Source organism: Pseudomonas sp. 50_B, from assembly GCF_017491625.1.
Lineage (GTDB): Bacteria > Pseudomonadota > Gammaproteobacteria > Pseudomonadales > Pseudomonadaceae > Aquipseudomonas > Aquipseudomonas danubii.
Window position 1 is genome coordinate 122,361 of record NZ_JAFGYX010000003.1, and the last position, 26,020, is coordinate 148,380.

Annotated in this window: 21 protein-coding genes; 15 read left to right on the forward strand and 6 right to left on the reverse strand. The window is 63.0% G+C overall.

Translation table 11 applies throughout. The features are described from left to right. Window positions 1–15 precede the first annotated feature (15 nt). From J5M73_RS05950 to J5M73_RS05965, 4 genes are all read left to right on the forward strand, one after another. Window positions 16–1,719, forward strand: coding sequence for a tryptophan 7-halogenase (locus tag J5M73_RS05950; RefSeq protein WP_102865153.1), 1,704 nt, complete (start codon window positions 16–18; stop codon window positions 1,717–1,719). 24 nt (window positions 1,720–1,743) lie between these two features. Then, window positions 1,744–2,835 (forward strand): Rieske 2Fe-2S domain-containing protein, encoded by a 1,092-nt coding sequence (locus J5M73_RS05955; RefSeq protein WP_102865152.1) that lies wholly within the window; start codon window positions 1,744–1,746, stop codon window positions 2,833–2,835. A 112-nt stretch (window positions 2,836–2,947) separates the two neighbouring features. Further along, window positions 2,948–4,183, forward strand: coding sequence for a cation:proton antiporter (locus J5M73_RS05960; protein WP_102865150.1), 1,236 nt, complete (start codon window positions 2,948–2,950; stop codon window positions 4,181–4,183). A 24-nt stretch (window positions 4,184–4,207) separates the two neighbouring features. Continuing rightward, on the forward strand, window positions 4,208–4,768 hold the full coding sequence (locus tag J5M73_RS05965; protein ID WP_102865149.1) for a flavin reductase family protein: 561 nt from the start codon (window positions 4,208–4,210) through the stop codon (window positions 4,766–4,768). Between the two features lie 91 nt (window positions 4,769–4,859). Here the strand turns inward: J5M73_RS05965 and J5M73_RS05970 are convergent, their stop codons facing one another. The 5 genes from J5M73_RS05970 to J5M73_RS05990 form a co-directional block, all read right to left on the reverse strand. Further along, on the reverse strand, window positions 4,860–5,621 hold the full coding sequence (locus J5M73_RS05970; protein WP_207815102.1) for an SDR family oxidoreductase: 762 nt from the start codon (window positions 5,619–5,621) through the stop codon (window positions 4,860–4,862). Continuing rightward, entirely contained in the window at window positions 5,618–7,000 is a 1,383-nt protein-coding gene (locus J5M73_RS05975; RefSeq protein WP_102865147.1) for an aspartate aminotransferase family protein, read from the reverse strand. The genes J5M73_RS05970 and J5M73_RS05975 overlap by 4 nt, the downstream gene beginning before the upstream one ends. A 61-nt stretch (window positions 7,001–7,061) precedes the next feature. Next, window positions 7,062–7,877, reverse strand: coding sequence for a molybdenum cofactor biosynthesis F family protein (locus tag J5M73_RS05980; RefSeq protein ID WP_102865146.1), 816 nt, complete (start codon window positions 7,875–7,877; stop codon window positions 7,062–7,064). A 90-nt stretch (window positions 7,878–7,967) separates the two neighbouring features. Further along, window positions 7,968–8,642 carry a helix-turn-helix transcriptional regulator gene (locus J5M73_RS05985; protein WP_102865145.1) on the reverse strand — a complete coding sequence of 225 codons (675 nt, stop codon included), beginning with the start codon at window positions 8,640–8,642 and terminating at the stop codon, window positions 7,968–7,970. Between the two features lie 168 nt (window positions 8,643–8,810). Beyond that, a complete protein-coding gene (locus J5M73_RS05990; RefSeq protein ID WP_102865144.1) occupies window positions 8,811–10,145 on the reverse strand; it encodes an aspartate aminotransferase family protein in 1,335 nt (444 codons plus the stop codon). Window positions 10,146–10,419: 274 nt separating this feature from the next. Between J5M73_RS05990 and J5M73_RS05995 the strand changes: the two genes are divergently transcribed. The 4 genes from J5M73_RS05995 to feaR all read left to right on the forward strand — a co-directional run bounded on the left by J5M73_RS05995 (window position 10,420) and on the right by feaR (window position 15,315). After that, on the forward strand, window positions 10,420–11,907 hold the full coding sequence (locus J5M73_RS05995) for an aldehyde dehydrogenase family protein (RefSeq protein WP_207815104.1): 1,488 nt from the start codon (window positions 10,420–10,422) through the stop codon (window positions 11,905–11,907). A 240-nt stretch (window positions 11,908–12,147) separates the two neighbouring features. Beyond that, complete coding sequence (locus J5M73_RS06000; RefSeq protein WP_102865142.1) at window positions 12,148–13,668, forward strand: APC family permease; 1,521 nt, start codon at window positions 12,148–12,150, stop codon at window positions 13,666–13,668. Then, window positions 13,634–14,227 carry a DUF3156 family protein gene (locus tag J5M73_RS06005; RefSeq protein WP_102865141.1) on the forward strand — a complete coding sequence of 198 codons (594 nt, stop codon included), beginning with the start codon at window positions 13,634–13,636 and terminating at the stop codon, window positions 14,225–14,227. The genes J5M73_RS06000 and J5M73_RS06005 overlap by 35 nt, the downstream gene beginning before the upstream one ends. A 149-nt stretch (window positions 14,228–14,376) precedes the next feature. Next, window positions 14,377–15,315: a transcriptional regulator FeaR gene (feaR, locus tag J5M73_RS06010; protein WP_102865140.1), complete on the forward strand. Its 939-nt coding sequence runs from the start codon at window positions 14,377–14,379 to the stop codon at window positions 15,313–15,315. A gap of 270 nt (window positions 15,316–15,585) precedes the next feature. Here the strand turns inward: feaR and J5M73_RS06015 are convergent, their stop codons facing one another. Next, window positions 15,586–16,389 carry a helix-turn-helix transcriptional regulator gene (locus tag J5M73_RS06015; protein WP_102865139.1) on the reverse strand — a complete coding sequence of 268 codons (804 nt, stop codon included), beginning with the start codon at window positions 16,387–16,389 and terminating at the stop codon, window positions 15,586–15,588. A 205-nt stretch (window positions 16,390–16,594) separates the two neighbouring features. On the opposite strand from J5M73_RS06015, the gene J5M73_RS06020 reads away from it, so the two are divergent. The 7 genes from J5M73_RS06020 to J5M73_RS06050 all read left to right on the forward strand — a co-directional run bounded on the left by J5M73_RS06020 (window position 16,595) and on the right by J5M73_RS06050 (window position 25,999). Next, window positions 16,595–17,959 (forward strand): APC family permease, encoded by a 1,365-nt coding sequence (locus J5M73_RS06020; protein WP_102865138.1) that lies wholly within the window; start codon window positions 16,595–16,597, stop codon window positions 17,957–17,959. A gap of 9 nt (window positions 17,960–17,968) precedes the next feature. After that, complete coding sequence (locus tag J5M73_RS06025) at window positions 17,969–19,069, forward strand: P1 family peptidase (protein WP_102865137.1); 1,101 nt, start codon at window positions 17,969–17,971, stop codon at window positions 19,067–19,069. Between the two features lie 299 nt (window positions 19,070–19,368). Then, window positions 19,369–20,817: a serralysin family metalloprotease gene (locus J5M73_RS06030; protein WP_115579979.1), complete on the forward strand. Its 1,449-nt coding sequence runs from the start codon at window positions 19,369–19,371 to the stop codon at window positions 20,815–20,817. Between the two features lie 93 nt (window positions 20,818–20,910). After that, window positions 20,911–21,294: an AprI/Inh family metalloprotease inhibitor gene (locus J5M73_RS06035; protein WP_102865135.1), complete on the forward strand. Its 384-nt coding sequence runs from the start codon at window positions 20,911–20,913 to the stop codon at window positions 21,292–21,294. A gap of 216 nt (window positions 21,295–21,510) precedes the next feature. Further along, on the forward strand, window positions 21,511–23,304 hold the full coding sequence (locus J5M73_RS06040) for a type I secretion system permease/ATPase (protein ID WP_102865134.1): 1,794 nt from the start codon (window positions 21,511–21,513) through the stop codon (window positions 23,302–23,304). Window positions 23,305–23,318: 14 nt separating this feature from the next. Beyond that, entirely contained in the window at window positions 23,319–24,635 is a 1,317-nt protein-coding gene (locus J5M73_RS06045; protein WP_102865252.1) for an HlyD family type I secretion periplasmic adaptor subunit, read from the forward strand. A gap of 2 nt (window positions 24,636–24,637) precedes the next feature. Next, window positions 24,638–25,999, forward strand: a complete 1,362-nt coding sequence (locus J5M73_RS06050; RefSeq protein ID WP_102865133.1) for a TolC family outer membrane protein — start codon at window positions 24,638–24,640, stop codon at window positions 25,997–25,999. The last annotated feature ends 21 nt before the right edge of the window (window positions 26,000–26,020 follow it).

The following is a 26,020-nucleotide window of genomic DNA, read 5'->3' on the forward strand; positions in this document are numbered from 1 at the left end:
AGGAGAGTTTGCCCCATGACTCAGCAGAGCCCCGCGAACGGGCGCGATAGCAACCATTTCGACGTGATCATCCTCGGCTCCGGCATGTCCGGAACCCAGATGGGAGCCATCCTGGCCAAACAACAGTTTCGCGTGCTGATCATCGAGGAGTCGTCGCACCCGCGGTTTACGATCGGCGAATCGTCGATCCCCGAGACGTCGCTCATGAACCGCATCATTGCTGATCGCTACGGCATTCCGGAGCTGGGCCACATCACGTCGTTCTACTCGACGCAACGTTACGTCTCGTCGAGCACGGGCATCAAGCGCAACTTCGGCTTCGTGTTCCACAAGCCCGGCCAGGAGCACGACCCGAAGGAGTTTACGCAGTGCGTCATTCCCGAGCTGCCGTGGGGGCCGGAGAGCCATTATTACCGGCAAGACGTCGACGCCTACCTGTTGCAAGCCGCCATTAAGTACGGCTGCAAGGTTCGCCAGAAGACCAGCGTGACCGAATACCACGCCGATAAAGACGGCGTCGCGGTGACCACCGCCGAGGGCGAACGGTTCACCGGCCGGTACATGATCGACTGCGGAGGCCCGCGCGCGCCGCTCGCGACCAAGTTCAAGCTCCGCGAAGAACCGTGTCGCTTCAAGACGCACTCGCGCAGCCTCTATACGCACATGCTCGGGGTCAAGCCGTTCGACGACATCTTCAAGGTCAAGGGGCAGCGCTGGCGCTGGCACGAGGGGACCTTGCACCACATGTTCACAGGCGGCTGGCTCTGGGTGATTCCGTTCAACAACCACCCGCGGTCGACCAACAACCTGGTGAGCGTCGGCCTGCAGCTCGATCCGCGTGTCTACCCGAAAACGGACATCAGCGCGCAGCAAGAATTCGATGAGTTCCTCGCGCGGTTCCCGAGTATCGGAGCTCAATTCCGGGACGCCGTGCCGGTGCGCGACTGGGTCAAGACCGACCGCCTGCAGTTCTCGTCGACCGCCTGCGTCGGCGACCGCTACTGCCTGATGCTGCACGCGAACGGGTTCATCGATCCGCTTTTCTCCCGGGGGCTCGAGAACACCGCGGTGACCATCCACGCGCTTGCGGCGCGTCTCATCAAGGCGCTACGCGACGACGACTTCTCCCCCGAGCGCTTCGAGTACATCGAGCGCCTGCAGCAAAAGCTTTTGGACCACAACGACGACTTCGTCAGCTGCTGCTACACGGCGTTCTCGGACTTTCGCCTATGGGACGCGTTCCACAGGCTGTGGGCGGTCGGCACAATCCTCGGGCAGTTCCGGCTCGTGCAAGCCCACGCGAGGTTCCGCGCGTCGCGCGACGAGGGCGACCTCGATCACCTCGACAACGACCCCCCGTACCTCGGGTACCTGTGCGCGGACATGGAGCAGTACTACCAGTTGTTCAACGACGCCAAGGCCGAGGTCGAGGCCGTTAGCGCCGGGCGCAAGTCGGCCGAGGAGGCCGCGGTGCGGATTCACGCCCTCATCGACGAACGCGACTTCGCCAAGCCGATGTTCGGCTTCGGGTACTGCATCACCGGGGACAAGCCGCAGCTCAACAACTCGAAGTACAGCCTGCTGCCGGCGATGAAGCTGATGTACTGGACGCAGACCCGTGCGCCGGCAGAGGTGAAAAAGTACTTCGACTACAACCCGATGTTCGCGCTGCTCAAGGCGTACGTCACAACCCGCATCGGCTTGGTTCTGAAGAAGTAGTCGGCCGAGGACGACACAAAAGCGATGAACAACATTCAACTGGATCAAGCGAGCGTCAAGAAGCATTCCCCGGGGGCGTACGACGCGACCACGCGCGTGGCCGCGAGCTGGTACGTCGCAATGCGCTCGCACGACCTCAAGGGCAAGCCGAAGGAGTTGACGCTCTTCGGCCGTCCGTGCGTGGCGTGGCGCGGAGCGACGGGGCGGGCAGTGGTGATGGACCGCCACTGTTCGCACCTGGGCGCGAACCTGGCTGACGGGCGGGTCAAGGACGGATGCATCCAATGCCCGTTTCACCACTGGCGGTACGACGAGCAGGGCAAGTGCGTTCACATCCCCGGCCACAGCCAGGCGGTGTGCCGGCTGGAGCCCGTGCCGCGCGGGGCGCGCCAGCCGACGTTGGTCACCACCGAGCGATACGGCTACGTGTGGGTCTGGTACGGCTCCCCGCAGCCGCTGCACCCGCTGCCCGAAATCGCCGCGGCCGACGTCGACAACGGCGACTTTATGCACTTGCACTTCGCGTTCGAGACGACGACGGCGGTCTTGCGGATCGTCGAGAACTTCTACGATGCGCAGCACGCGACCCCCGTGCACGCGCTCCCGATCTCGGCCTTCGAGCTCAAGCTTTTCGACGACTGGCGCCGGTGGCCGGAGGTTGAGTCGCTGGCCCGGGCGGGCGCGTGGTTCGGTGCCGGGATCGACTTCACCGTGAACCGCTACTTCGGCCCTCTCGGCATGCTGTCGCGCGCGCTCGGCCTGAACATGTCGCAGATGAACCTGCACTTCGATGGCTACCCCGGCGGGTGCGTCATGACCGTTGCCCTGGACGGAGACGTCAAATACAAGCTGCTCCAGTGTGTGACGCCGGTGAGCGACGGCAAGAACGTCATGCACATGCTCATCTCGATCAAGAAGGTGGGCGGCGCCCTGCGCCGTGCGACCGACTTCGTGCTGTTTGGGCTGCAGACCAGACAGGCCGCGGGGTACGACGTCAAAATCTGGAACGGGATGAAGCCGGACGGCGGCGGTGCGTACAGCAAGTACGACAAGCTCGTGCTCAAGTACCGTGCGTTCTACCGGGGCTGGGTCGACCGCGTCGCGGGTGAGCGGTGATGCATGAGGCCGAGCCGGTATCGGCCGCGTCGCTCCGCCAGGCGCTCGCGAACCTGGCGAGCTGCGTCGCGGCCACCCGCTTCGCGTCGGCGTCGCTCTTTCCGAGGTACTCATGACCATCTGGCTGTTGCAACTCGTGCTGGTGATCGCGCTCTGCAATGTCTGCGGCCGCATTGCCGAACGCCTCGGCCAGTGCGCGGTCGTCGGCGAGATCGCGGCCGGCCTGCTGTTGGGACCTTCGCTGTTCGGCGTGATCGCACCGAGTTTCTACGACCTGTTGTTCGGCCCACGTACGCTGTCAGCCATGGCGCAAGTCGGCGAAGTCGGCCTGATACTGCTGATGTTTCAGATCGGTCTGCATATGGAGTTGAGGGAGACGCTGCGCGGCAGGCGCTGGCGCATACCTGTCGCGATCGCGGCGTGCGGGCTCATCGCGCCGGCCGCGATCGGCATGATCGTCGCCAGCGTCTCGAAAGATACGCTTGCCAGCGACGTGCCGGCGCTGCCCTACATACTCTTCTGCGGTGTTGCGCTTGCGGTATCAGCGGTACCGGTGATGGCGCGCATCATCGACGACCTGGCGCTCAGCGCCATGGTGGGCGCGCGGCACGCAATGTCTGCCGCGATGCTGACGGATGCGCTCGGATGGATGCTGCTTGCAACGATTGCCTCGCTCTCGAGCGGCCCTGGCTGGGCATTTGCGCGCATGCTCGTCAGCCTGCTCGTGTATCTGGTGCTGTGCGCGCTCCTGGTGCGCTTCGTGGTTCGACCGGCGCTTGCGCGGCTCGCATTGACTGCGCATGCGGCGCGCGACCGCTTGGCCGTTTTGCTTTGCTTCGTAATAGCGTCGGCACTCGCGACGTCGCTGATCGGATTCCATAGCGCATTTGGCGCACTTGCGGCGGCGCTGTTCGTGCGGCGCATGCCCGGCGTCGCGAAGGAGTGGCGCGACAACGTCGAAGGCTTCGTCAAGCTTGTGCTGATGCCGGTGTTTTTCGCCTATGCGGGGCTGCATGCCTCGGTCGGCACGATCGATGACGCGGCATCCTGGATGTGGTTCGGTGTATTCCTCGCGGGCGGATTCATCGGCAAGTTCGGCGGCAGCTATCTGGGCGCGCGTGCCACCGGGCTTGTGCCACACGATGCGATGCTGGTGAGCTCGTTGATGAATACGCGCGGCTTGATGGAGCTAATCGTCCTGTCGATCGGTCTGCAGATGCAGATCCTTCCACCAAAGGTCTACACGATCCTCGTGGTGTTCGCGCTGGTGACGACGGCGCTTACCGCTCCGCTGATTCGATTCACGCTGCGCGTGCAATCGCGCGCAATGAGCCAACAGGCCATCTGAGCCAGCTTGAGGGGAGAGATCACCATGAATGCTGCCACCGAAACCAAGGCTCAGGATTTGCTCGATGCCGAGGGCTGCGATGTTCACGATGTCCGCGAGCTGCGCAACTTGCTGGGGCAGTTTGCTACCGGTGTGACCGTGATCACCACGCGCACCGCTGAGGGCCGCAACGTCGGTGTGACAGCCAACTCGTTCTCTTCACTCTCGCTATCGCCGGCGCTGGTGCTCTGGAGCCTGGCACGCACCGCACCGAGCCTGAAGTTTTTTTGCTCGGCGAGTCACTTCGCCATCAATGTGCTGGGCGCGCACCAGCACCACTTGTCGGAGCAGTTCGCACGGGCAGCCGCTGACAAGTTCGCCGGTGTAGCTCATTCCTATGGCAAGGCGGGATCCCCGGTGCTGGACGATGTGGTGGCAGTGCTGGTGTGCCGTAACGTCACTCAGTACGAGGGCGGTGATCACCTGATCTTCATTGGCGAGATCGAACAATACCGATACAGCGGCGCAGAACCGCTGGTCTTCCATGCAGGCCAGTACCGGGGTTTAGGGAGCAATGAAACAGAAAGTGCAATCAAGCTCGAATAGCCCGGTTTGTGTGATCCTTTGGCGGTGGGTGGCACTGATCTGCGTCCGGATTGCGTAGTGCCACAGTTCATCTTGGGCAATTTCCCAGCGCCTACAACTGGCTGTTTTCCGGGAGCAGGGCGCCGCCGTCCACTATCAGGGTCTGGCCGGTGATGTAGCCGGCCTGTGGTGAGGCCAGGAACAGCATGGCGTAGGCAATGTCCTCAGGCGTTCCCAGGCGCCCGAGGGGAATGCCCCTGGACAGGGTCGCGGCGTCGCCGAGGTTGTCCATGGCTTGGGTGGCGATAAGCCCCGGCTCGACGCCGTTGACGGTGATTCCATACTCCGCCAGTTCCAGTGCCGCAGCGCGAATGAAGCCATTGACCCCTGCCTTGGACGCCGCGTAGTGGGCCAGTCCGGGAATTGCCGTGCGTGGGCCGGTCACCGATGAGGTGACGACGATCCGCGGTGATCGGGCCCGGCGTAGCGCCGGCAAGGCTGCCTGGGTCAGCCAGAAGCAGCTTTTCAGATTCACCGCCAAGGTGCTGTCGAGGGTCTGCTCCTCAAGCTCGGCCAGCTTCTGCATCGGAAAGATCCCGGCGTTGTGCAGCAGCAGGTCCAGGCCGCCGAAGGCGTCCAGGGTCGCCGCTACCGCCTGTTCGGCGGCTGCCCGGGTGCCGAGGTCCAGGGTCAGCAGCTCCGCTGTTCCGCCGGCCTGACGAATCAGGCGTTGGGTTTCGGCGCCTGACGCAGCGCTGCGGGTGGCCAGCATGACCTTGGCGCCCCCGGCGGCGAACACCTGAGCGATCGCCCGGCCAATACCCTGGCCCGAGCCGGTGATCAGGGCGATGCGCCTGCGGTCATCCTGGCTCATGGCTGGGCCCCTGGCAGGACCTGGGCCAGGCACTGGTCCAGCAGCCGATTGTGCAGGTCGACCTGCGCCTCGCGGGTGGCCGGACACACCAGGGCCATGTTGTGGAATGGGGTCAACAGCACCCCGCGATTGAGCAGGTACAGGTGCAGGTACGCCTCGATCAGAGCATGGCGGGCGTGGTGGGCTTCGCCACCGTTACGCGGGGCCTGCTGCATGAACAGGTATTCGACCCGGGCACCGATGCGGGTCACATGCCAGGGCAAGCCGTGCTTGCCGATGATGCTGTCGACGCCCGCTCGCAGGCGCTCCGCGAGCAGGAACATGCGTGCGTAGTTTTCATCGTTCATCACTTCGCTGAAGGTGGCGCGCATGGCGGCCATTTGCAGGGCGTTGCCGGCCAGGGTTCCACCGAAGCCGAAGTGGTTGATCGCCTGGCCCGGCTGGAAATGCGGCAGTACCCGCCAGATCCGTTCGGCCATGGCCTGGCTGCAGCCCCAGACGGCCGTGGGAATGCCCCCGGCGATGGATTTTCCCAGGACGAAGAAGTCCGGCTGCAAGCCCTGTTCGCCGCAATAGCCCCCCGGTCCACAGGACAGGGTATGGGTTTCGTCAATGATCAGCGGTACGTCATAGCGCTGGGTCAACTGCCGCAAGCCGTCATGGAAGTCCGGGGCCGGAGGCACCATGCCGACGTTGGTCATGAAGGGTTCGGTCAGCACCGCGGCCACGTCGCCATGGGCCAGCGCCGCCTCCAGGGCCGGCAGGTCGTTGAACTCCACCAGTCGGGTGGTGGAGGCGTGCTGCAAGCCGTTGGCGTGCACGCCGTCTCGGGGAATCATCTGCCCCTGGGCGTCGAATTCCACCTGGGATTCGTCGACGCTGCCGTGGTAGTTGCAGTTGAACACCAGGACCTTCTGCCGTCCGGTGATCATCCGGCACAGGCGCAGGACAAAGCGGTTGGCATCGGTGGCTGAAGTGGTGACCTGCCAGTAGGGCAGACCAAAACGCCGGCTCAGCTCCTTGCCGACCCACAGGCTGTCGGCGGTGGGCAGCATCAGCGTCGAGCCATGCAGCGCCTGTTCGGCAATGGCTGCGGCTACCGCCGGCTGGGCATGGCCGAACATGGCGCCGGTGTCGCCCAGGGCAAAGTCCACGTACTCGCGGCCGTCGCAATCGGTGAGGGTCGCGCCATGGGCATCCGCCACCATGATCGGGTAGGCGCCGGGCCATTGCTGCATCCAGTGCAACGGCGCGCCGTACAGCCAGTGCTTGAGGTTTTCCTGATAGAAGGCGCCGGAGCGCGGGTGTTGCTCGACAAACAGCTGCAGTTCGGACTGATAGCAGCTGGCGACGCGTTGCAGATCAAGGCCCAGAGTCATGGAAGTATCCTGTGAAAAGCGCTGCCGGCTGGCGCTCGGACAAGCCTGCAGCAGTGTGGAATCAGGGGTGCAGGGTTCGGTTGAGGACCTGGGCCAGGGCGCCCACCGGGAAGTTGGCGGCATGGCTGAAGTCTGCACCCTGGTAGCCGAATATCTTGCCGTCGCTACGTCCGGCCTTGAGGTCGATCAGCACCAGGCCCAGGGTCGGGACGATCTTCTCGCGCCAGACAAACAGGTACAGCTGCTCGGCGATCTTGTAGTAGTGACAGCGGTCGGTGTCCGCCAGGCCTTGCTCGACACCCCTGAGGCACTGCCAGCTATAGAAGTTGGCATTCAGGTAGATGTGCTCGTAGGCCTCGCTGGCGCTGTAGACATACTGGTTGCGCAGGCCGATCAGTTCGGCGGTGGGCGCATGTCGCGCAGTCTCGGCCGTGGGCAAGGCATCGATTGCACCGTGGAGGAACTGCGCCTTGACCGAGGTCAGCTCGCCGCCGGCCAGCGCCCGGCTGAACAGGTCGACGCCGCATTCGGCCTGGCTCGGCATCTGGCCGATCACGGCGGTGAAGCACTGGCGCTCAAGATCGAGAATCAGGCTCACCGAATGGGGCTGGCCTTGCTCCCGCTTGAGGAAGTCCACCAGGTAGATACCGGGGCGTATCGAGGTGGCGCGATAGGGCAGGTCGTCACTGGGGCTCTGGCCGAGGCTGTTCCAGCGCAGCGTGTCGAGCGCGAAGTGGTGTTCGATCTGCCAGCCGTTGTCGAAGTGCAGGGTCAAGGTGCGACCGGACAGATCATCCACCCCCGCAAGGATGTGATTGTCGTCTGCAAAACCGTCCGCCAGGGCGCCGACGGTGATCCACTCAGGTTGCTGATTCATGGCAAGGCTCTTTGTCCAGGAAAGGAGAACCCCATGTTCTGCCCGGGCGCCGCTGCTGCCCATCAACCAGATGGTTGAGCCGGTGCTCCGTTACAAGAACAGCGTGCTCACCAGCTCCGTGCGATTGCCGACCCCGACCTTGCGAAACAGGTTGATCAGGTGGGTCTTGACCGTGGGCAGCCCCAGGTCCAGGCGCCTGGCGATGCTCTTGTTGTCGGCACCATCGCGCAGCAGCCAGGCGATCTCCCGTTCCCTGGGAGTGAGGTTGGCCAGACGTTCGTCGACCTGGGAATAGGGCGCCAGGGCAGCGATTTCCAGCAGGCCCTGCAAGGCATGCAGGGTGCCCAGTTCGTCGACGCTGAAATGCCCCAGGGCGTTGTCCCGCAGCAGCGACAGGCCGGCGATGGGGCGTTCACCGTCACAGGCGAGAATCTCCACCACATCCAGTACCCCGTGGCGTTGCAGGAATCCCTGGTAGACCTCGGTTGCATGACGGCCCTGCTGGGCCATGCCCATGTGCAGCGACAGCACCGGGCGCCCGGCGGCGGCACAGTTGCGTGGCTGCAACGGGTCGTAGTGGCGGTAGCGTTGCAAATAGGCTTGGTGCATCTGCTCGGGCATGCGGTACAGCGAGAAGTCCCGGGCCTGCAGGTTCGGATCGATGCGGTAGAAAGCGCAGAGGGTGGCGGGTACTACTCGGGTAAAGGCGGCGATGCAGCGTTGCCCCAGCTCATGGGCCCCGGGCAAGGAAGTGGGCGCAATCATCGGATAGCTCCTGGCTGCCGGCTGGGCAGTGGCTCGGGTGGTTGGGGGCTGCGACGGGTGGCGCTGTCCGTGTCAGGGCGAGCGAAAACCACGAGCGGGGCGCCTGGCAAGCAGGGATGCAGCACAGGCTGCGGTCGCTGTTTGATTGACCGCAGCCGGTTGCAACGATCAGCGCTGGGCCTTGCTCAACCCCTCGGCGAGGGCATCGACTATGGCATCCACCTGTGGCTGCTGGATCACCAAGGGCGGCGAGAGAATGATCTTGGTGCCCACCGGTCGCACCATGACGCCATTGTCCCGGGCAATCTGTGCCACCTGATTGGCATAGCCGCTCATGGGGTCGATGGGTTCGCGGGTGCTCTTGTCCGCCACCAGATCCAGGGCCAGCATCAAGCCCTGGCCCCGCACTTCACCGACGGTGTCGAAGCGCTCGACGAAGGGCCGCAGCTTGCCCAGCATGTAGTCGCCCATCTTCGCCGCGTTGGCCGGCAGGTCTTCCTTGACCACGATGTCCAGGCAGGCCAGGGCAGCAGCGCAGGCCACCGGGTGCCCGGAGTAGGTGTAGCCGTGCATGATGGCGCCGGTGAAGTTGGCGTTTTTCTCGAAGGCGGCCTCGATCCGCCGGTTGACCACTGTCGCGCCCAAGGGGATGTAGCCCGAGGTGATGCCCTTGGCCAGGCACATGATGTCGGGTTTGACGCCCCACAGACGGCTGCCGAACATCGAACCGCTGCGGCCGAAACCGGTGACCACCTCGTCGGCGATCAGCAGGACGCCGTACTTGTCGCAGACTTCGCGGATCAGCGGCCAGTAGTTGGCCGGTGGCACTATCACGCCGCCGGCGCCCTGGATCGGCTCGGCAATGAACGCGGCCACGGTGTCCGGGCTCTGGAACTGGATCTCCCGTTCCAGCAGGTCGGCGCAGATCTTGCCCAGCTCTTGTGGGTCCTGGCTGTAGGGGTTGCGGTACAGCCAGGGCGTATCGATGTGGTAGCAGCCGGGCAGCAGGGGCTCGTAGTTGCGTCGGAACACCGTGTTGCCGTTGACCGAGGCGCCACCGAAGTGGGTGCCGTGGTAGCCCTGGCGCAGGGAAATGAACTTGGTGCGGTCGGCCTGGCCTTCGAGCTTCCAGTACTGGCGGGCCAGCTTCAGGGCGCTTTCGATGGCATCCGAACCGCCGGAACTGAAGGACACCCGGCACATGTCCTCGGGCTCCAGCAGGTTCATCAGCACCCGGGACAGTTCTTCGGCACGAGGGTGGCTGACCCCGTCGAACAGCTGGAAATACTCCAGCTCATCGAGCTGAGCGGTGATGGCCGCTTTCACTTCCTTGCGGTTGTGGCCGACGTTGACGTTCCACAGCCCGGCGACGCCATCCACCAGCTGGTGGCCCTTGTCGTCATAGACATAGCAACCATCGCCACGGACGATGCGGATCGGTTCGCGTTGCTTCATTTCGTTGGGGTGCAGCATGGGGTGCCAGAAACGGCTTGCTTGGCTCACGTTGAGTCTCCTGAAAACGCACGGACAGCGTGGAGCTATTAGTGCGTCATTTGCGGGCTCCTGGCTTGCCTCTGTGTGCCAGGACATTTGACCCAGGCTGCCAGTGGCGACTTGGCGGGTCTCGCTGCCGGCCATTGGCAGGGGCTGGCTTGCCAGCCCAGGCGCCGCTGGCGTTGGCAGCCAGGGCCAAGTTTTGCGGCAGCCAGGATCAAGACGGCATCCGACTTTGGGCTCAAAGTCCACCTCGAACAAGGTCCACCTGCGAGGAATCAAGATGAGCGTTGCCATCGACCCACGTGTCGCTGCATTCATAGACAGTCAGCACGGCCTGCTGATTGACGGTCTCAGCCAGCCCGCGCTTTCCGGAGCACGGATGCCGGTGTACAACCCCGCCAGTGGCGAGCAGTTGACCCAGGTTGCCGCCGCCGGCCAGGCCGATGTGGATCTGGCGGTGGGGGCCGCGCGCCGGGCCTTCGAAGGCAACTGGAAGGCGTTGCGTCCCGCCGATCGCGAGCGCCTGCTGTTGAAGCTGGCGGATCTGCTGGAAGCCAATGGCGAGGAGCTGGCGCAGTTGGAGACTCTCAACAACGGCCAGTCGATCCATCTGGCCCGGGCCCTGGAGGTGGGGGCGGCGGCGGAGTTCACCCGCTACATGGCCGGCTGGGCCACCAAGATCGAAGGCAAGAGCCTGGATGTGTCCATCGCCGCGGTCCCGGGGGCACAGTACCGGGCTTATACGGTGCCGGAACCGGTGGGCGTGGTGGGAGCCATTGTGCCGTGGAATTTTCCGTTGCTGATGGCCATCTGGAAAATCGTCCCGGCCCTGGCTTGCGGCTGCACCGTGGTACTCAAGCCCGCCGACGAGACTCCGCTCACCGCGCTGCGCCTTGGCCAGCTTTGCCTGGAAGCGGGGATCGCCCCCGGCGTGGTCAACGTGGTGACCGGCAGTGGCGCCCAGGCCGGTGCCGCGCTGGCTGCCCATCCGGGGATCGACAAGCTGGCGTTCACCGGCTCGACCCAGGTCGGCAAGCTGATCGGCCACGCGGCGGTGGACAACATGACGCGCTTTTCCCTGGAGCTGGGTGGCAAGTCGCCGGTGATCGTCCTCGACGACTGCGACCCGCAGACTGCTGCCGCCGGGGCGGCCGGGGCCATCTTCTTCAATCAGGGACAGGTCTGCACGGCGGGCTCGCGGTTGTATGTCCAGCGCGGGATCTACACCCAGGTGCTGGAGCGTCTGGTGGCCATTGCCGAATCCTTGCGCATTGGCCCGGGGCTGGACGAGCAGGCACAGATCAATCCGCTGATTTCTGCCAAACAGCAAAAGCGCGTGCTGCAGATGGTCCAGCGCGGGGTCGAGGAGGGCGCCAAGGTGCTCTGCGGCGGAGTTGCCCATGGTGAGCAGGGCTTTTATGTCCGTCCCACGGTGGTGGCCAACGTCAACGCCAACCTGCCGCTGGTGCGCGAGGAGATTTTCGGCCCGGTGGTGGTCGCGACGCCTTTCGATTCTCTGGAGGAAGTGGTGGCCCTGGCCAATGACAACCAGTACGGGCTGGGGGCGAGCATCTGGTCCAACGATCTGAGTCAGGTCATGCAACTGATTCCCCAGATCAAGGCCGGCACCGTTTGGGTCAACACCCACAACATGCTGGACCCCTCGATGCCCTTCGGCGGTTACAAGCAATCGGGCATGGGCCGCGAGATGGGCCATGCGGCCATCGAGGCCTATACCGAGAACAAATCGGTGTGCATCGCTTATTGAGCACGCCCCATGCAGACGCCTTTGCCGGCCAGCCGGTTGACTGTAGGAGCCGGTTGGCCGGCGAAGACGCCCCCAGGACAGGCGTCATTCTCATGGACGTCTTCGCTGGCAAGCCAGCGCCTACAGGGCGTGAACATGATTTCAGCTGCGTCAGACAGCCAAGCTCTGCGCCCTTGCCGGGCGTGCCCTTGAAATGCCTAGAACAACAATCATCAACCCATGCTTTCGAGGTTTACCATCATGTCGCTCAACGACAGACTCAAGCACCACCTGGATCAGGGCGTGGTCGGCTTTCCCACCGCGCTGGCCAGTGCCGTGGGCCTGATCATGGCCAGCCCGGTGATCCTGACGGCTACCACCGGATTCGGTATCGGTGGTGGAGCGTTCGCCGCGGCGATGGTGATCGCCCTGCTGATGATGCTGGCGCAATCCACCACCTTCGCCGAAGCGGCCTGCCTGTTGCCCACCAATGGCTCGGTCTATGACTACCTGGCCTGTGGCCTGGGGCGTTTCTTCGCTATCACCGGGACCTTGTCCGCCTACCTGATCGTGCATGTGTTTGCCGGGACGGCGGAAACCATTCTCAGCGGCGTCATGGCCCTGGTGAATTTCGAATCCCTCAATACCCTGCTGGAACAGAGCGGCAGCGCCTGGTTGGTGGGTGTCGGGTTGGTAGTGTTCTTCGGCCTGCTCAACGCCGTGGGCATTACCGCCTTCAGCCGTGCCGAGGTGATCCTGACCTTCGGCATGTGGACCACCCTGATCATCTTTGGCGTGCTCGGGGTCATCAAGGCTCCGGCAGTGGAACTTGATGGCTGGTTCGGTGCTTCCAGGGTGGGGACCGATCTGACGACCATCCTGTCTCTGGTGGGCATGGCCATGTTCATGTTCGTCGGCTGCGAGTTCGTCACCCCCCTGACACCGGATGTACGCAAGGCAGCCAGGACCATTCCCCGGGCCATGGCCCTGGGTCTGGTAGGCGTCGCGGTGTGCATGTTCATCTACGGCGCGGCCATGAAGCGCCAGGTGGAAAACATTGCCTTGAGTGAGGACGGCAGCGTGCATTTGCTGGATACGCCCATGGCCATCCCGCATTTCGCCGAGCAGATCATGGGGCCGTTCGGCCGCATCTGGCTGGGGATCGGCCTGCTGTTTGCCGGTGCCGCGACTATCAACACGTTGATGGCCGGCCTGCCGCGAATTCTCTATGGCATGGCCCTGGACGGGGCATTACCCAAGGTTTTCACCTATCTGCACCCACGCTTCAAGACACCGCTGCTGTGCATCGCCGTGGCGGTCCTGATTCCCTGCCTGCATGCCTGGTGGCTGGGTGGCAGCACCGACAGCATCATGCACCTGGTGCTGGCGGCGGTTTGTGCCTGGAGCACCGCCTACCTGCTGGTCACCTTGTCGGTGGTGATGTTGCGCATTCGCCGGCCGGATTTGCCGCGGGCTTATAAATCGCCATGGTTTCCGTTGCCGCAGATTCTGTCCTCGGTGGGAATTGTCCTGGGCATGTGGTTCATCACCCCCCCGGGGATGAATCCACGGGATATCTATGTGCCCTTCGGCAGCATGTTGGGCCTGACCGCTATCTACGCGCTGGTCTGGACCTTGCTGGTACAGAAGGTCAATCCGTTTCGTCCGGTGCCGGTGGAGGAGGTGCTGGAACAGGCACTGAGCCTGTCGCCGGATGAAACCCCAAGCCCTCGGGAGAACCTGTCTGATGAATCTTTCAAGCTGGCGACAAAACCTCTTTGAATTCTGGCACCGGGCACCTTCGGGCTATCGCCCGGGGGTCACCCTGGGTCAGGTGCGGCGGGATCTGGCGGGCCTGGATTTCACCCCTCGCTCTGCTGGGCAGGGGGTTTTCCATTGCCCGCAAAGCGCTCTGGAGTTCCAAGTGCGGGAGCGTCCCCAGGCGCAGTTCCTGATGCATATCGTGGTCTGTGAGTGGCGTCTGCAGGTGCCCTGCGAGCGTCCCGGGCAAGCGCGGATTGGCCTGCGCCACACCGGGGCGATTCGTCGACAGGGCGTCGCCGCGCGATTGCTTGCGGGGGAGGCAGAGCAATGGGCGCCCTTGCTGCAGAAGCTGTGCAGTGATCAGTCGTTGCTGGAGCGGCTGCTGCCGCTGGACTTCAAGCACCTTGAGCTGTGGCGGGATGAGCAGGGCTGGCAAGTGCGCCTTGAGCACTTTGGCGCCAGCGAGGTGGTCAATCGTTTACCGGGGTTCAGGCGCTACATCCGCTTGAGTCCCCAACAGCGGGCGGCGCTGTTGGGCAGCTTCACTGAGTTGTACAAGCTTCTACGAGAATTCTGACCGACATAACCGTTAGTACTGGCATACACCCTGCTTAAGCCATAACAGACTATCCATGCTGTCAGGCTCCTTGCCTGGCAAATAGATAACATGTTAATGATATCGCCATAACAACAAAGGCGGTCTGAACCGGCTTATGGAGGTGCACAGTGCTTGCTTCGCATAGTTTCAGTTCCTGGGTAGGTGCCCTGCAGGGTGTCTGCGGTCGATTCGACGCCCGCCCGGCGCGCAATCCCGCCTTGTTTATCGGTGAAGTGGGTTTGCAGGATTATGCCGGGCTGGAGGTGGCGCAGATCCGCACCAATGCCGGGCTGATCTCCCGCCAGAGCACCAAGGTCGACCATGAGGACGATCGTCATTGTTTCCTGATCATCCAGCGCAGTGGCCACGCTCGCCTGAGCCAGGATGGTGAGAGCATTGAGCTGGCTCCCGGCGACATGGCGTTGCTGGATTCGGCCGGTGCCTGTGAAATCGTGCCCCACGGCCTGATCGAGCACGCCTCGTTCCACCTCAGCCGGGAAGAGGTTTACCGGCATCTGCCGACCCCGCAGCGCAAGTTCGGCAAGTTGTCGCAAAACTGTGCCAGTGGTCGCCTGATGCGTTTGCTGGTGGAGCAGATCTGCGCCGGCGATCTGCAGGGGTGTGCGGCGCAGCAGGAGGGTCAGGCCCTGCAAGAGGCCCTGATCGCCTTGCTTGGGCCGACCCTGCGTCAGACGGCCAGCACCCTGGATGGCTTTGACGACAACCTGCATGGTCAATGTCTGCGTGATCAGGCTCGGCAACTGATCAATCAATCCCTCAATGAGCCGGGCCTGACCCCGGTATCCCTGGCCGGGCAGTTGAATATTTCGGTGCGCCAGCTGTACCGACTGTTTGAGGAGCAGGGCGACAGCGTGTGTCGCTTCATCCAGCGCTCCCGGCTCAAGCGCAGCGCGGCGGACCTGAGCAACCCGCAGCTGCGCAACGAATCCATCACCGACATCGCCTTCAAGTGGGGCTTTACCGATTCGGCGCATTTCAGCCGGACGTTCAAGAAGCACTTCGAACAGTCGCCCCGTGACTTCCGCGCCCGCTCCCTGAACGCGTAGGCGCCGGAATTTCGCATCGCCCTCAAAACGGCAACGCTGGCTGCGTAGGAGCCGGCCTGCCGGCAAAGGGGCCCTTTGGTTTTGCGCTGCTCTTGAGGACGCCTTCGCTGGCTGTGTAGGAGCCGGCTTGCCGGCGAAGAGGCCCTTGAATTTTGCGTTGTCCTTGAGGACGCCTTCGCTGGCAAGCCAGCTCCTACGGCAAGCGGGCAAGCAGGTAGGCAAGAACGCAAGGCCGCGAAAAGACCGTGAACAGCAGCCTGAACAGGGGCGTCAGGGATTTTCCAGATCATGCCCCAGGGATTGGATGAACAACGAAAACAACTCGGGCTGGCTGGAGATGTCCAGCTTGGCGTAAAGGTGGCGGCGGTGCACCTTGATGGTGTCCGGCGAGATTTTCAAACGCTCGGCCATGGCTTTGGAAGAAAAACCCCGGAGGATCAGTCGGGCGATCTCCAGCTCCCGATCCGACAGCACCGCGCTGCCGAAATGGCTCAGGGCATCGCGAATCTGGCTGGCCATTTCCTCTGCAACCGGGGCCTGGGGACGTATCTGGCTGTGTTGCCAATGCTGTTGCATCAGTGGCAGCACCCAGGCCGCGAAGGTCGTGAGCTGGCCGATTTCCTCGCGATTGAAGACCCGTTGGTTGCCCAGTGACAGGGACAGGGTGCCGGTATCGGGCAGTTGCAGGATGAATTGCACTTCATCTTCCAGGACATTGTCGTGGAAGTAGCTGAGAAAGTACTCGCTCTGGCGGAAGTGGTCCGGGGCCACTTCTTCCAGGCGGTACAGGCCGCTGGGGTAGCCCTCGCGACAGGCCTGGAAGAACGGGTCCAGTAGGTACAGGCCATTGAGGTAGGTGAGCATCGACGCCGGTTTGCTGCTGGGCTCCGCGTCATATTCCTCAAGGGCCCGGGGCGGGCCATCCACCGGGTAGAAGATCGCCAGGGCATTGTCGAACGGCGTCGCCTGGTGCAACAGCAGGATCAGCTGTTTCCAGAATCGCGGGTTGCCGATCAGCGTAAGGGTGCGACCCAGGCCGGCGTGCATGCCGACCTCCCTGAACAGATTGCTCAAAGACCTTGCTCCATTGATGCGTCGAAAGTGCCGTAGAAGGGTTTCGTCGATTTGCCTGTTGCCGTCAAGGGGAGTACTCCAATAGGGGAATTGGTCGCAGTCATGTGACTGCCTAGAGTAGCTCCCAGCCAGTGCGTCCCAGAGCGCACCCGCCCGATGGATTTCGTTTCTGCCTCAGACCAACAATAAACACGAGGATAACGATATGAGCTCTCCCTCCGCGCCCGACGGCGCGCTGAAACCAACCCTGAGTGTGTTCGATGTGGTGGCTATCACGGTCTCCGGCGTGACCCCCGCCAGTTCCGTGTTCGTGATCGCGCCCTTTGCCATCCACCAGGCCGGCAGCGGGGTGTTCCTGGCGTTCGTCATGGCCGGGTTGCTGGCACTGATGTTTGCCTTCTGTTACGCCGAGCTGGGCCGGGCCCATAACAGTGCCGGCGGTGAGTACGTGTATGCCAAGCGCGTGTTTGGCGGCATGGCCGGCTATGCCACCTTCCTCACGGTGCTGGTGATGCTGCTGTTCATCCCTCCGGTGCTGGCCACTGGCGCCGCCACCTATTTGAACAACGCCCTGGGTACCGACTTCGACTCCCAGACCGTAGCCCTGGTGATAGTGGTCTGCAGCTACCTGCTGGGCATCCTCAACATCAAGCTCAATGCCTGGATCACCGGCACTTGCCTGTTGCTGGAGGTGGCGGCGTTGCTGGTGATTGTCTGGCTGGGCTTTGGCAACGCCACGCAACCGGTGAGCATTCTTTTGCAACCGCAGATCGTCGATCACGGTGCATTGCAGATGGCGCCCTGGGCCCTGGTGATCGGTGCGGTGGGCATCGGCCTGTTTTCCTACAACGGCTACGGGCCGGCGGTACTGCTGGCCGAAGACATGAAGTGCAAGGGGCGCGGCGTGCACAAGGCGGTGCTCTGGTCCCTGGTGCTGGTGGTGATCATCGAACTGGTGCCGCTCACCGCGCTGCTGATCGGCGCGCCGTCCTTGAGCGCGATGCTGGCCAGCCCAGATCCCATCGGCTACCTACTCACCAGCCATGGCAATGAAACCCTCGCCAGGGTGGTCAGTGGCGGGATCTTCCTGTCGGTGTTCAACGCCATTGTCGCGATCGTCATCCAGATCGGCCGGGTGGTGTTCAGCAGCGGCCGCGACGCCCTGTGGACGCCCACCATCAACCGCCTGTTCACGCGGATTCATCCACGCTGGGACTCGCCATGGCTGGCTACGTTGTTCCTGGCGATTCCTTCGGCAGTACTCAGTTTCAGCTCGAATCTGGCGGACCTCACGTCCTTCAGTGTGTTGCTGATCATGCTGGTGTACCTGATCGTTGCCCTCAGCGCGCTGATGAGCCGGGTGCTGCTGCGCGACCGCGAGCATCCCTATCGCATGCCCCTGTGGCCAGTACCGGCGCTGCTGGCGGTGATGGGCGCGGGGTATCTGCTGATCAATCTGTTCCTCGAGGCGTCCCTGCGGGACATCATGGTGATTATCGGGCTGCTGGCACTGTCGGTGATTCTCTATGGCACCAATGGCCGGTACAGCCCGGCGTTTCAGAAATTGTAAGGAGTGGTTATGCGAGCACGTCAATTGGGCATCAGCCTGGGTCTGGGGACACCAGGTCCGTTCAATGCGATCACCGACGTACCCGGGGTACGGGTGGGGCACAGCACTCTGAAAGCCAGCGTGGGCGGCAAGCAGGTGCGCACCGGGGTCACTCTGGTCCAGCCCCGGGCCGGGCATGCGCGGCAACAGCCCTGTTTCGCCGGTTGCCATGTGCTCAACGGCAATGGCGATGCCACGGGGCTGGAGTGGATTCGCGAGGCGGGCACCCTGACCACGCCGCTGGCCATTACCAATACCCACAGCGTCGGCGTGGTGCGCGACACCCTGATCGCCCTGGAGCGCGAGGCCCTTGCGGACACCGCCGTGTACTGGTGCATGCCGGTGGTGATGGAAACCTACGACGGCCTGCTGAACGACATCTGGGGGCAGCATGTGGGGCCGCAACAGGTGCGCGAGGCCATGGCCAGCGCCGAGTCCGGGCCGGTGGCCGAAGGCGCGGTAGGCGGCGGCACCGGGATGATCTGTCATGAGTTCAAGGGCGGGATCGGTACCGCCTCCCGGCGGCTGGCGGCAGAGCAGGGCGGCTACACCGTCGGCGCTCTGGTCCAGGCCAACCACGGCAAGCGTGAAGAGCTGCGGGTGGACGGTTACCCGGTGGGGCGTCATCTGGGAGGGATTGCCTCACCTTTTGCCGAGCGCGGCACCCCGGGCATGGGCTCGATCGTGGTGATCCTGGCCACTGATGCGCCGCTGCTGCCCCATCAGTGCCAGCGCCTGGCCCAGCGTGCTTCCATCGGCATTGCCCGCACCGGTGGCGGCACCGAAGATTCCAGTGGCGATATCTTCCTGGCCTTTGCCACGGGAAACCGGGACTTGCCCGCTGCGGATTATGGACGCAAGGACCTGGCGTTCACTGCGCCTCTGGCGATGCTCAACAACGATCACATCTCGCCGCTGTTCAGCGCAGCCGCCGAGGCGGTGGAGGAGGCCATCATCAATGCCATGCTGGCAGCCGAGCCGATGAGCAGTGCCGACGGGGTGCAAGTACCGGCGCTGACCCCGCAAGTATTGAGGCAAGCATTGGAACTAACTGGTTGGAACATGAAATAACCGACTAAGAAGTGCGACGCAATCGACATAATTTTCTATATGGATATTTAATAATTAAATTGTAGATTGTCGGACAATGTCTAGCGCTAATCGGCTGGAAAAGAATCTTTTAAGTGCACGGTCATTGTTTGCGGGAGTTTGTCGGAACAGTGGAATTTGACGTCAAAAAAGTAGTGGACGCCTGATTTCAAACTGTGTCAGCTTGCTTTCGCCTGCTTAGGGCGAGTGATAGGACGATCTCGCCAGGGATTGTCGCTATCTGACAAAAACTGTTCCATTGATTACAAGGAAGTGTGTTTATGTCGACAATAAAAAAGAGCGCTATTGCATCTGCCGAACAGCAACTCGAGCCATTGGCCGCAGCAAGTTCGGCGTATAACCAGATCAATAGCTTTAGCCACCAATACGATCGTGGCGGCAATCTCACGGTTAACGGCAAGCCTTCGTTCTCAGTCGATCAAGCCGCCACGCAATTGCTGCGTGACGGCGCTGCGTTCAAGGACCTGAACGGTAACGGCAAAATCGATCTGTCCTATACCTTCCTGACCTCGGCCTCCTCGAGCACCATGTACAAGCACGGTATCTCCGGGTTCAGCCAGTTCAGCGCCCAGCAGAAGGCCCAAGCAGTGCTGGCCATGCAATCCTGGGCCGATGTGGCCAATGTCGTGTTTACCGAGAAAGCCTCGGGTGGCGACGCTCGCATGACCTTCGGCAACTACAGTGGTGGCCAGGACGGCGCGGCGGCCTTCGCCTACCTGCCGGGCACCGGTGCCGGTTACGACGGTACCTCCTGGTACCTGATCAACAGCAGCTACACCCAGAACAAGAATCCCGACCTGAACAACTATGGCCGTCAGACCCTGACCCATGAGATCGGTCACACCCTGGGCCTGGCTCACCCTGGCGACTACAACGCAGGCGAAGGCAACCCAAGCTACAAGGACGCCAGCTACGGCCAGGACACGCGTGGCTACAGCATCATGAGCTACTGGAGTGAAAGCAACACCAGCCAGAACTTCAGCAAGGGCGGGGTCGTGGCCTATTCGTCCGGTCCGCTGATGGACGATATCGCAGCCATCCAGAAACTCTACGGGGCCAACTACGGCACCCGTGCCGGCGATACCACCTATGGCTTCAACTCCAACACCGGGCGCGACTTCTACAGCGCCAGTTCGTCTGCCGACAAGCTGGTGTTCTCGGTGTGGGACGGTGGTGGCAACGATACCCTGGACTTCTCCGGGTTCACTCAAAACCAGAAGATCAACCTCAATGAGGCCTCGTTCTCCGACGTTGGCGGCATGGTGGGTAACGTCTCCATTGCTCAGGGCGTGACCGTGGAGAACGCCATCGGCGGTTCGGGCAACGATCTGTTGATCGGCAACAACGCTGCCAACGTGCTCAAGGGAGGTGCCGGCAACGACATCATCTACGGTGGCGGTGGCGCCGATAAGCTCTGGGGCGGTTCGGGTTCGGACACCTTCGTGTTCGGCGCCAGTTCCGACTCCAAGCCGGGCGCGGCCGACCAGATCATGGATTTTGTCAGCGGCCTGGACAAGATCGATCTGACCGGTATCACCAAGGGTGCAGGCTTGCATTTCGTCAACGCCTTCACCGGCGCGGTGGGTGACGCCATCCTCACTACCTCCGGGGGCGTCAGCACCCTGTCCGTGGACTTCTCCGGACAGGGCGTGGCGGACTTCCTGGTCAGCACCGTTGGCCAGGCAGCCGTCAGTGACATCGTGGCCTGAGTGAAGTAGGCGGAAGGCGGCGCCGATGCGCTGCCTTCCGTTCTTGCATTGGCCCCGGGGCTGAGCGAGTCTACCGGGCGGACGGAGCACCCTATGACCCCACACACCTTGAGTTGCAAGGCGGCCACCTGGCTGCTGGCGACGCTGACGATCTTTTATGGAGCAATAACCATGGCAAGCAGCCTGCGCTTGGCGGACCCCTCGGAACTGGTTGGACACTGGCAGTTGCAGCAACAGAGCGAACCTGGCGCCGCCTGTGCCCTGGACCTGTTGCAAAACGCAGCCCTGGGAGACGGCGCCGAGTGCCTGTCGAAGTGGATCGGTGAGGCGGCGGTGGGCTGGTTTCCGGAGCCCGACGGTATTGCCATCACGGGGCGGGAAGGTTCAAGGATTATCTTTTTCAGTCGACAGAGAGAAGGCCTGTACGAAGCGCGCCTCAAAGGCGACGGTTTGATCGTGTTACAGCGTGCTGGCTAATTAAGGCAGCAGGCTGTTCGTTTAATCTTGGGTGGTTGTGGTTTTAGTTTTACCACTCTTTTAATCGACAGGTTTTTAACCGGATGACTGTTAACTACAGTTGTCTGGTTTGGGTGTGTCCGCAGACTTTGAGACTAAGGGGCACACATCTTTAGTTGCGCCGTATATGAGGTGCTCGCGTTCGGCGCGCAGGGTCGGCTCAGGGAAATGTTGAAGATGCTGAATAATAGTCATCCTGCACCACTGTTCAAGGCATTGGGCGAATACAAGGGCATCCTGATCAGTGTCGGCTGTTTCACCGCGTTGATTAATGTGCTGATGCTGGTGCCCTCCATCTATATGTTGCAAGTCTACGACCGGGTGCTGTCGTCGCAGAATGAGACCACTCTGGTGATGCTGTCGCTGATGGTGGTGGGCTTTTTCCTGTTTATCGGGCTGCTGGAAGTGGTGCGCAGCTTTATCGTCATCCGCATCGGCAGCCAGTTGGAGCGTCGCTTCAACCTGCGGGTGTATCAGGCTGCATTCGAACGCAACCTGGCCCGTGGCGAAGGCCATGCCGGCCAGTCACTGGGCGATTTGACCCATATCCGCCAGTTCCTCACCGGGCCGGCGTTGTTCGCCTTCTTCGATGCCCCCTGGTTTCCGATCTACCTGCTGGTTATCTATGCCTTCAACGTCTGGCTCGGGGTGTTCGCCACGGTGGGCGCGGTGTTGCTGATCGCCCTGGCGTACCTGAATGAAGCCATGACCAAGAAACCCCTGGCCGAGGCCAGCGGTTTTTCGCAACGCTCCACCCAATTGGCCACCAGCCATTTGCACAATGCCGAGACCATTCAGGCGATGGGCATGCTCGGTGCCTTGCGCAAGCGCTGGTTTGCCGTGCACTCGCGCTTTCTCGGCCTGCAGAACGAGGCCAGCGACACAGGTTCGGTGATCAGTTCCCTGAGCAAGACCCTGCGTCTGTGCCTGCAATCCCTGGTGCTGGGCCTGGGCGCCTTGCTGGTGATCAAGGGCGACATGACCGCGGGGATGATGATCGCCGGGTCGATCCTCATGGGCCGGGTCCTGAGTCCCATCGACCAGTTGATCGCGGTGTGGAAGCAATGGAGTTCGGCCAAGCTGGCCTATGGTCGGCTGGACGCGCTGCTGCGCGAGTTCCCACCCAGTGACAGCGCCATGTCGTTGCCGGCGCCCAAGGGCCAGGTGAGTTTCGAGCAGGTCAGCGCCGGGCCTCCCGGACGTCGGGCGGCGACCCTGCAGCAGGTGAGCTTCAGTATCAATGCCGGTGAAGTGCTCGGGGTGCTGGGGGCCTCCGGTTCCGGCAAGTCGACCCTGGCTCGGGTACTGGTGGGCGTCTGGCCGACCCTGGCCGGCACGGTGCGCCTGGACGGCGCCGACATTCATCGCTGGAATCGCGATGAGTTGGGTCCCTACATCGGCTATTTGCCCCAGGACATCGAACTCTTCACCGGCAGCATCGCCGAGAACATCGCACGCTTTCGCCAGGCCGACCCGGAGCAGGTGGTCCAGGCCGCGCAGCTGGCCGGAGTGCACGAGTTGATCCTGCGCCTGCCTCAAGGCTACGACACCGTGCTTGGCGATGACGGCAGCGGCTTGTCCGGGGGCCAGAAGCAACGGGTGGCCCTGGCCCGGGCACTGTATGGCAATCCCAGCCTGGTGGTGCTCGACGAGCCCAACTCCAACCTCGACACCGTGGGCGAGAGCGCCCTGGCGGCGGCGATTGCCCAGCTCAAGGCCCGGGGGACCAGCGTGGTTCTGGTGACCCATCGCTCGTCGGTGCTGGCCCTGGCCGACAAGCTGCTGGTACTCAATGAAGGCCGCCTGCAGGCCTTTGGCCCCAGCCAGGAAGTACTCAAGGCGTTGGCCGGTGCCCAGCAGCCCCAGTCACTCCAACCCCAGGAACCGGCCAGACCCGCCGCTGCAGCCGCACCCGGTGGCTTGAGCATGAGCCGCCAGTATCAGGCCCCGACACGGAACAAAGGCGCATGAGCAAGGACAGCAACATGATGAACGAAGAGGGTTACGCGCCGGAACGGGTTGAGCGTGATGCGGGCTTTTTCGCGCGCATGGGCTGGATACTGGCCCTGGTGGGGGCCGGCAGTTTTTTCATCTGGGCCGCGCTGGCTCCACTGGATCAGGGGATTCCCGTGCAAGGCACGGTGGTGGTGTCCGGCAAGCGCAAAGCGGTGCAGTCCATGAGCAGCGGCGTGGTCAGCCGGATTCTGGTGCGCGAAGGCCAAAGCGTGAAGCAGGGCCAGCCGTTGTTCCGCCTGGATCAGACCCAGGTGGCGGCGGACGTGCAGTCGCTGCAGGCCCAGTACCGCATGGCCATGGCCAGCCTGGCGCGCTGGCGCAGCGAGCGCGACAACCTCAAGCAGGTGGACTTCCCGCTGCAGTTGAGCAACAGCGACGACCCACGCCTGGCCCTGGTGCTGGAAGGCCAGCGTCAGCTGTTCAGCAGCCGCCGTGAGGCGTTCTCCCGCGAGCAGGCGGGCATCCGCGCCAATATCGAAGGCGCCACCGCGCAACTGGCGGGCATGCGCCGGGCGCGCACCGACCTGGCCAGCCAGGCCGAGTCCCTGCGCCAGCAACTGAGCAACCTGCAGCCTTTGGCCGACAACGGCTACATCCCGCGCAACCGCTTGCTGGAGTACCAGCGCCAGTTGTCCCAGGTGCAACAGGAGCTGGCGCAGAACACCGGTGAAAGCGGGCGAATCGAGCAGGGCATTCTCGAGTCCCGGCTCAAGCTGCAACAGCACAGCGAGGAGTACCAGAAAGAGGTCCGCAGCCAATTGGCCGAAGCCCAGCTCAAGACCCAGACCCTGGAGCAGCAACTGACCTCCGCCGGCTTCGACTTGCAGCACAGCGAAATCATCGCCACTGCCGACGGCATCGCGGTCAACCTGGGGGTACACACCGAAGGCGCCGTGGTGCGCCAGGGTGAAACCCTGCTGGAAATCGTGCCCCAGGGCACGCACCTGGAAGTGGAAGGGCGGTTGCCAGTCAACCTGGTGGACAAGGTCGGCCCCCATCTACCGGTGGACATCCTGTTCACCGCCTTCAACCAGAGCCGCACGCCACGGGTGCCGGGGGAAGTCAGCCTGATATCCGCCGACCAGATGGTCGACGAGAAGACCGGCATGCCGTACTACGTGCTGCGCAGCAGCGTCAGCGACCAGGCCATGGAGAAGCTCAACGGCCTGGTGATCAAGCCCGGGATGCCGGCGGAGATGTTCGTACGCACCGGCGAGCGTTCACTGCTCAATTACCTGTTCAAGCCTCTGCTCGACCGGGCCAGCTCTGCATTGACCGAAGAATAAGGATGTCGCGTCGTATGAGTAAGCTTTCCATTCTCGCCGCGGCCTTGTCCTTGCTGGTGTGCCAGGGGGCCCAGGCCATGGGGCCGTTCCAGATCTACGAACAGGCGCTGCGCAATGACCCGGTGTTCCTCGGCGCCATCAAGGAGCGCGATGCCGGCCTGGAAAACCGCGCCATCGGCCGCGCCGGTCTGCTGCCCAAGGTGGGCTACAGCTACAACAAGGGCCACAACAACTCCAAGGTCACCTACCTGGACACGGTGCGCGGCAGCGTCAGCGAAAAACGCAACTACGACAGCTACGGCTCGTCCCTGACCCTGCAGCAGCCGCTGATCGACTACGAGGCCTACGCCAACTACCGCAAGGGCGTGGCCCAGGCCCTGTTTGCCGACGAGAACTTTCGCGGCAAGAGCCAGGAGTTGCTGGTGCGGGTGCTCAGTTACTACACCAAGGCCCTGTTCGCCCAGGATCAGATCGAGATCGCCCTGGCCAAGAAGAAGGCCTTCGAGCAACAGTTCCAGCAGAACCGGCACATGTTCGAGCAGGGCGAGGGCACCCGTACCGACATCCTCGAGGCCGAGTCGCGCTACGAGCTGGCCACCGCCGAGGAGATCGAGGCCCGGGACGAACAGGACGCGGCCTTGCGTGAACTGGGGGCGCTGATTGGCGTGCCCGACCTCGACGTGCGCGATCTCGACCCCTTGCAGGAAAACTTCCAGTCCTTTGCCCTGAGCCCCGCCAATTACGACACCTGGCATGAGATGGCCCTGAGCAACAACCCGGTGCTGGCCTCCCAGCGGCAACGGGTCGAGGTGGCGCGTTATGAAGTGGAGCGCAACCGCGCCGGGCACCTGCCCAAGCTCAGCGCTTACGCCAGCGTGCGGCAGAACGAATCGGAAAGCGGCAACACCTACAACCAGCGCTACGACACCAACACCATCGGCATCGAAGTCAGCCTGCCGCTGTACGCCGGTGGCGGGGTGTCGGCCTCCACTCGCCAGGCCAGCCGCGCCATGGAGCAGGCCGAGTACGAACTGGACGGCAAGACCCGCGAGACGCTGATTGAACTACGCCGGCAATTCAGTGCCTGTCTATCGGGGGTGAACAAGTTGCGGGCCTACCAGAAAGCCCTGACCTCGGCCGAGGCCCTGGTGGTTTCGACCCAGCAGAGCATTCTGGGCGGCGAGCGGGTCAACCTCGATGCGCTCAATGCCGAGCAGCAGCTCTACACTACCCGGCGTGACCTGGCCCAGGCTCGTTACGACTACCTGATGGCATGGACCAAGTTGCATTACTACGCAGGAACCTTGCGAGAAGAAGATCTGGCCAGGGTCGATGAAGCCTTTGGCCAGCGCACAGCGCCGTAGACGGCCCGGAATCGGACCTGC

Excerpts from the sequence above, each read along its gene's own strand:
- J5M73_RS06025 (WP_102865137.1), top strand. The coding sequence starts at position 17,969 with ATGCGAGCACGTCAATTGGGCATCAGCCTGGGTCTGGGGACACCAGGT.
- J5M73_RS05955 (WP_102865152.1), top strand. The coding sequence starts at position 1,744 with ATGAACAACATTCAACTGGATCAAGCGAGCGTCAAGAAGCATTCCCCG.
- J5M73_RS06005 (WP_102865141.1), top strand. The coding sequence starts at position 13,634 with ATGAATCTTTCAAGCTGGCGACAAAACCTCTTTGAATTCTGGCACCGG.
- J5M73_RS06000 (WP_102865142.1), top strand. The coding sequence starts at position 12,148 with ATGTCGCTCAACGACAGACTCAAGCACCACCTGGATCAGGGCGTGGTC.
- J5M73_RS05965 (WP_102865149.1), top strand. The coding sequence starts at position 4,208 with ATGAATGCTGCCACCGAAACCAAGGCTCAGGATTTGCTCGATGCCGAG.
- J5M73_RS05975 (WP_102865147.1), bottom strand. The coding sequence starts at position 7,000 with ATGACTCTGGGCCTTGATCTGCAACGCGTCGCCAGCTGCTATCAGTCC.
- J5M73_RS05985 (WP_102865145.1), bottom strand. The coding sequence starts at position 8,642 with ATGATTGCGCCCACTTCCTTGCCCGGGGCCCATGAGCTGGGGCAACGC.
- J5M73_RS05950 (WP_102865153.1), top strand. The coding sequence starts at position 16 with ATGACTCAGCAGAGCCCCGCGAACGGGCGCGATAGCAACCATTTCGAC.
- J5M73_RS06050 (WP_102865133.1), top strand. The coding sequence starts at position 24,638 with ATGTCGCGTCGTATGAGTAAGCTTTCCATTCTCGCCGCGGCCTTGTCC.
- J5M73_RS06040 (WP_102865134.1), top strand. The coding sequence starts at position 21,511 with ATGCTGAATAATAGTCATCCTGCACCACTGTTCAAGGCATTGGGCGAA.
- J5M73_RS06020 (WP_102865138.1), top strand. The coding sequence starts at position 16,595 with ATGAGCTCTCCCTCCGCGCCCGACGGCGCGCTGAAACCAACCCTGAGT.
- J5M73_RS05960 (WP_102865150.1), top strand. The coding sequence starts at position 2,948 with ATGACCATCTGGCTGTTGCAACTCGTGCTGGTGATCGCGCTCTGCAAT.
- J5M73_RS06035 (WP_102865135.1), top strand. The coding sequence starts at position 20,911 with ATGACCCCACACACCTTGAGTTGCAAGGCGGCCACCTGGCTGCTGGCG.
- J5M73_RS06045 (WP_102865252.1), top strand. The coding sequence starts at position 23,319 with ATGATGAACGAAGAGGGTTACGCGCCGGAACGGGTTGAGCGTGATGCG.
- J5M73_RS05980 (WP_102865146.1), bottom strand. The coding sequence starts at position 7,877 with ATGAATCAGCAACCTGAGTGGATCACCGTCGGCGCCCTGGCGGACGGT.
- J5M73_RS05970 (WP_207815102.1), bottom strand. The coding sequence starts at position 5,621 with ATGAGCCAGGATGACCGCAGGCGCATCGCCCTGATCACCGGCTCGGGC.
- J5M73_RS06030 (WP_115579979.1), top strand. The coding sequence starts at position 19,369 with ATGTCGACAATAAAAAAGAGCGCTATTGCATCTGCCGAACAGCAACTC.
- J5M73_RS05995 (WP_207815104.1), top strand. The coding sequence starts at position 10,420 with ATGAGCGTTGCCATCGACCCACGTGTCGCTGCATTCATAGACAGTCAG.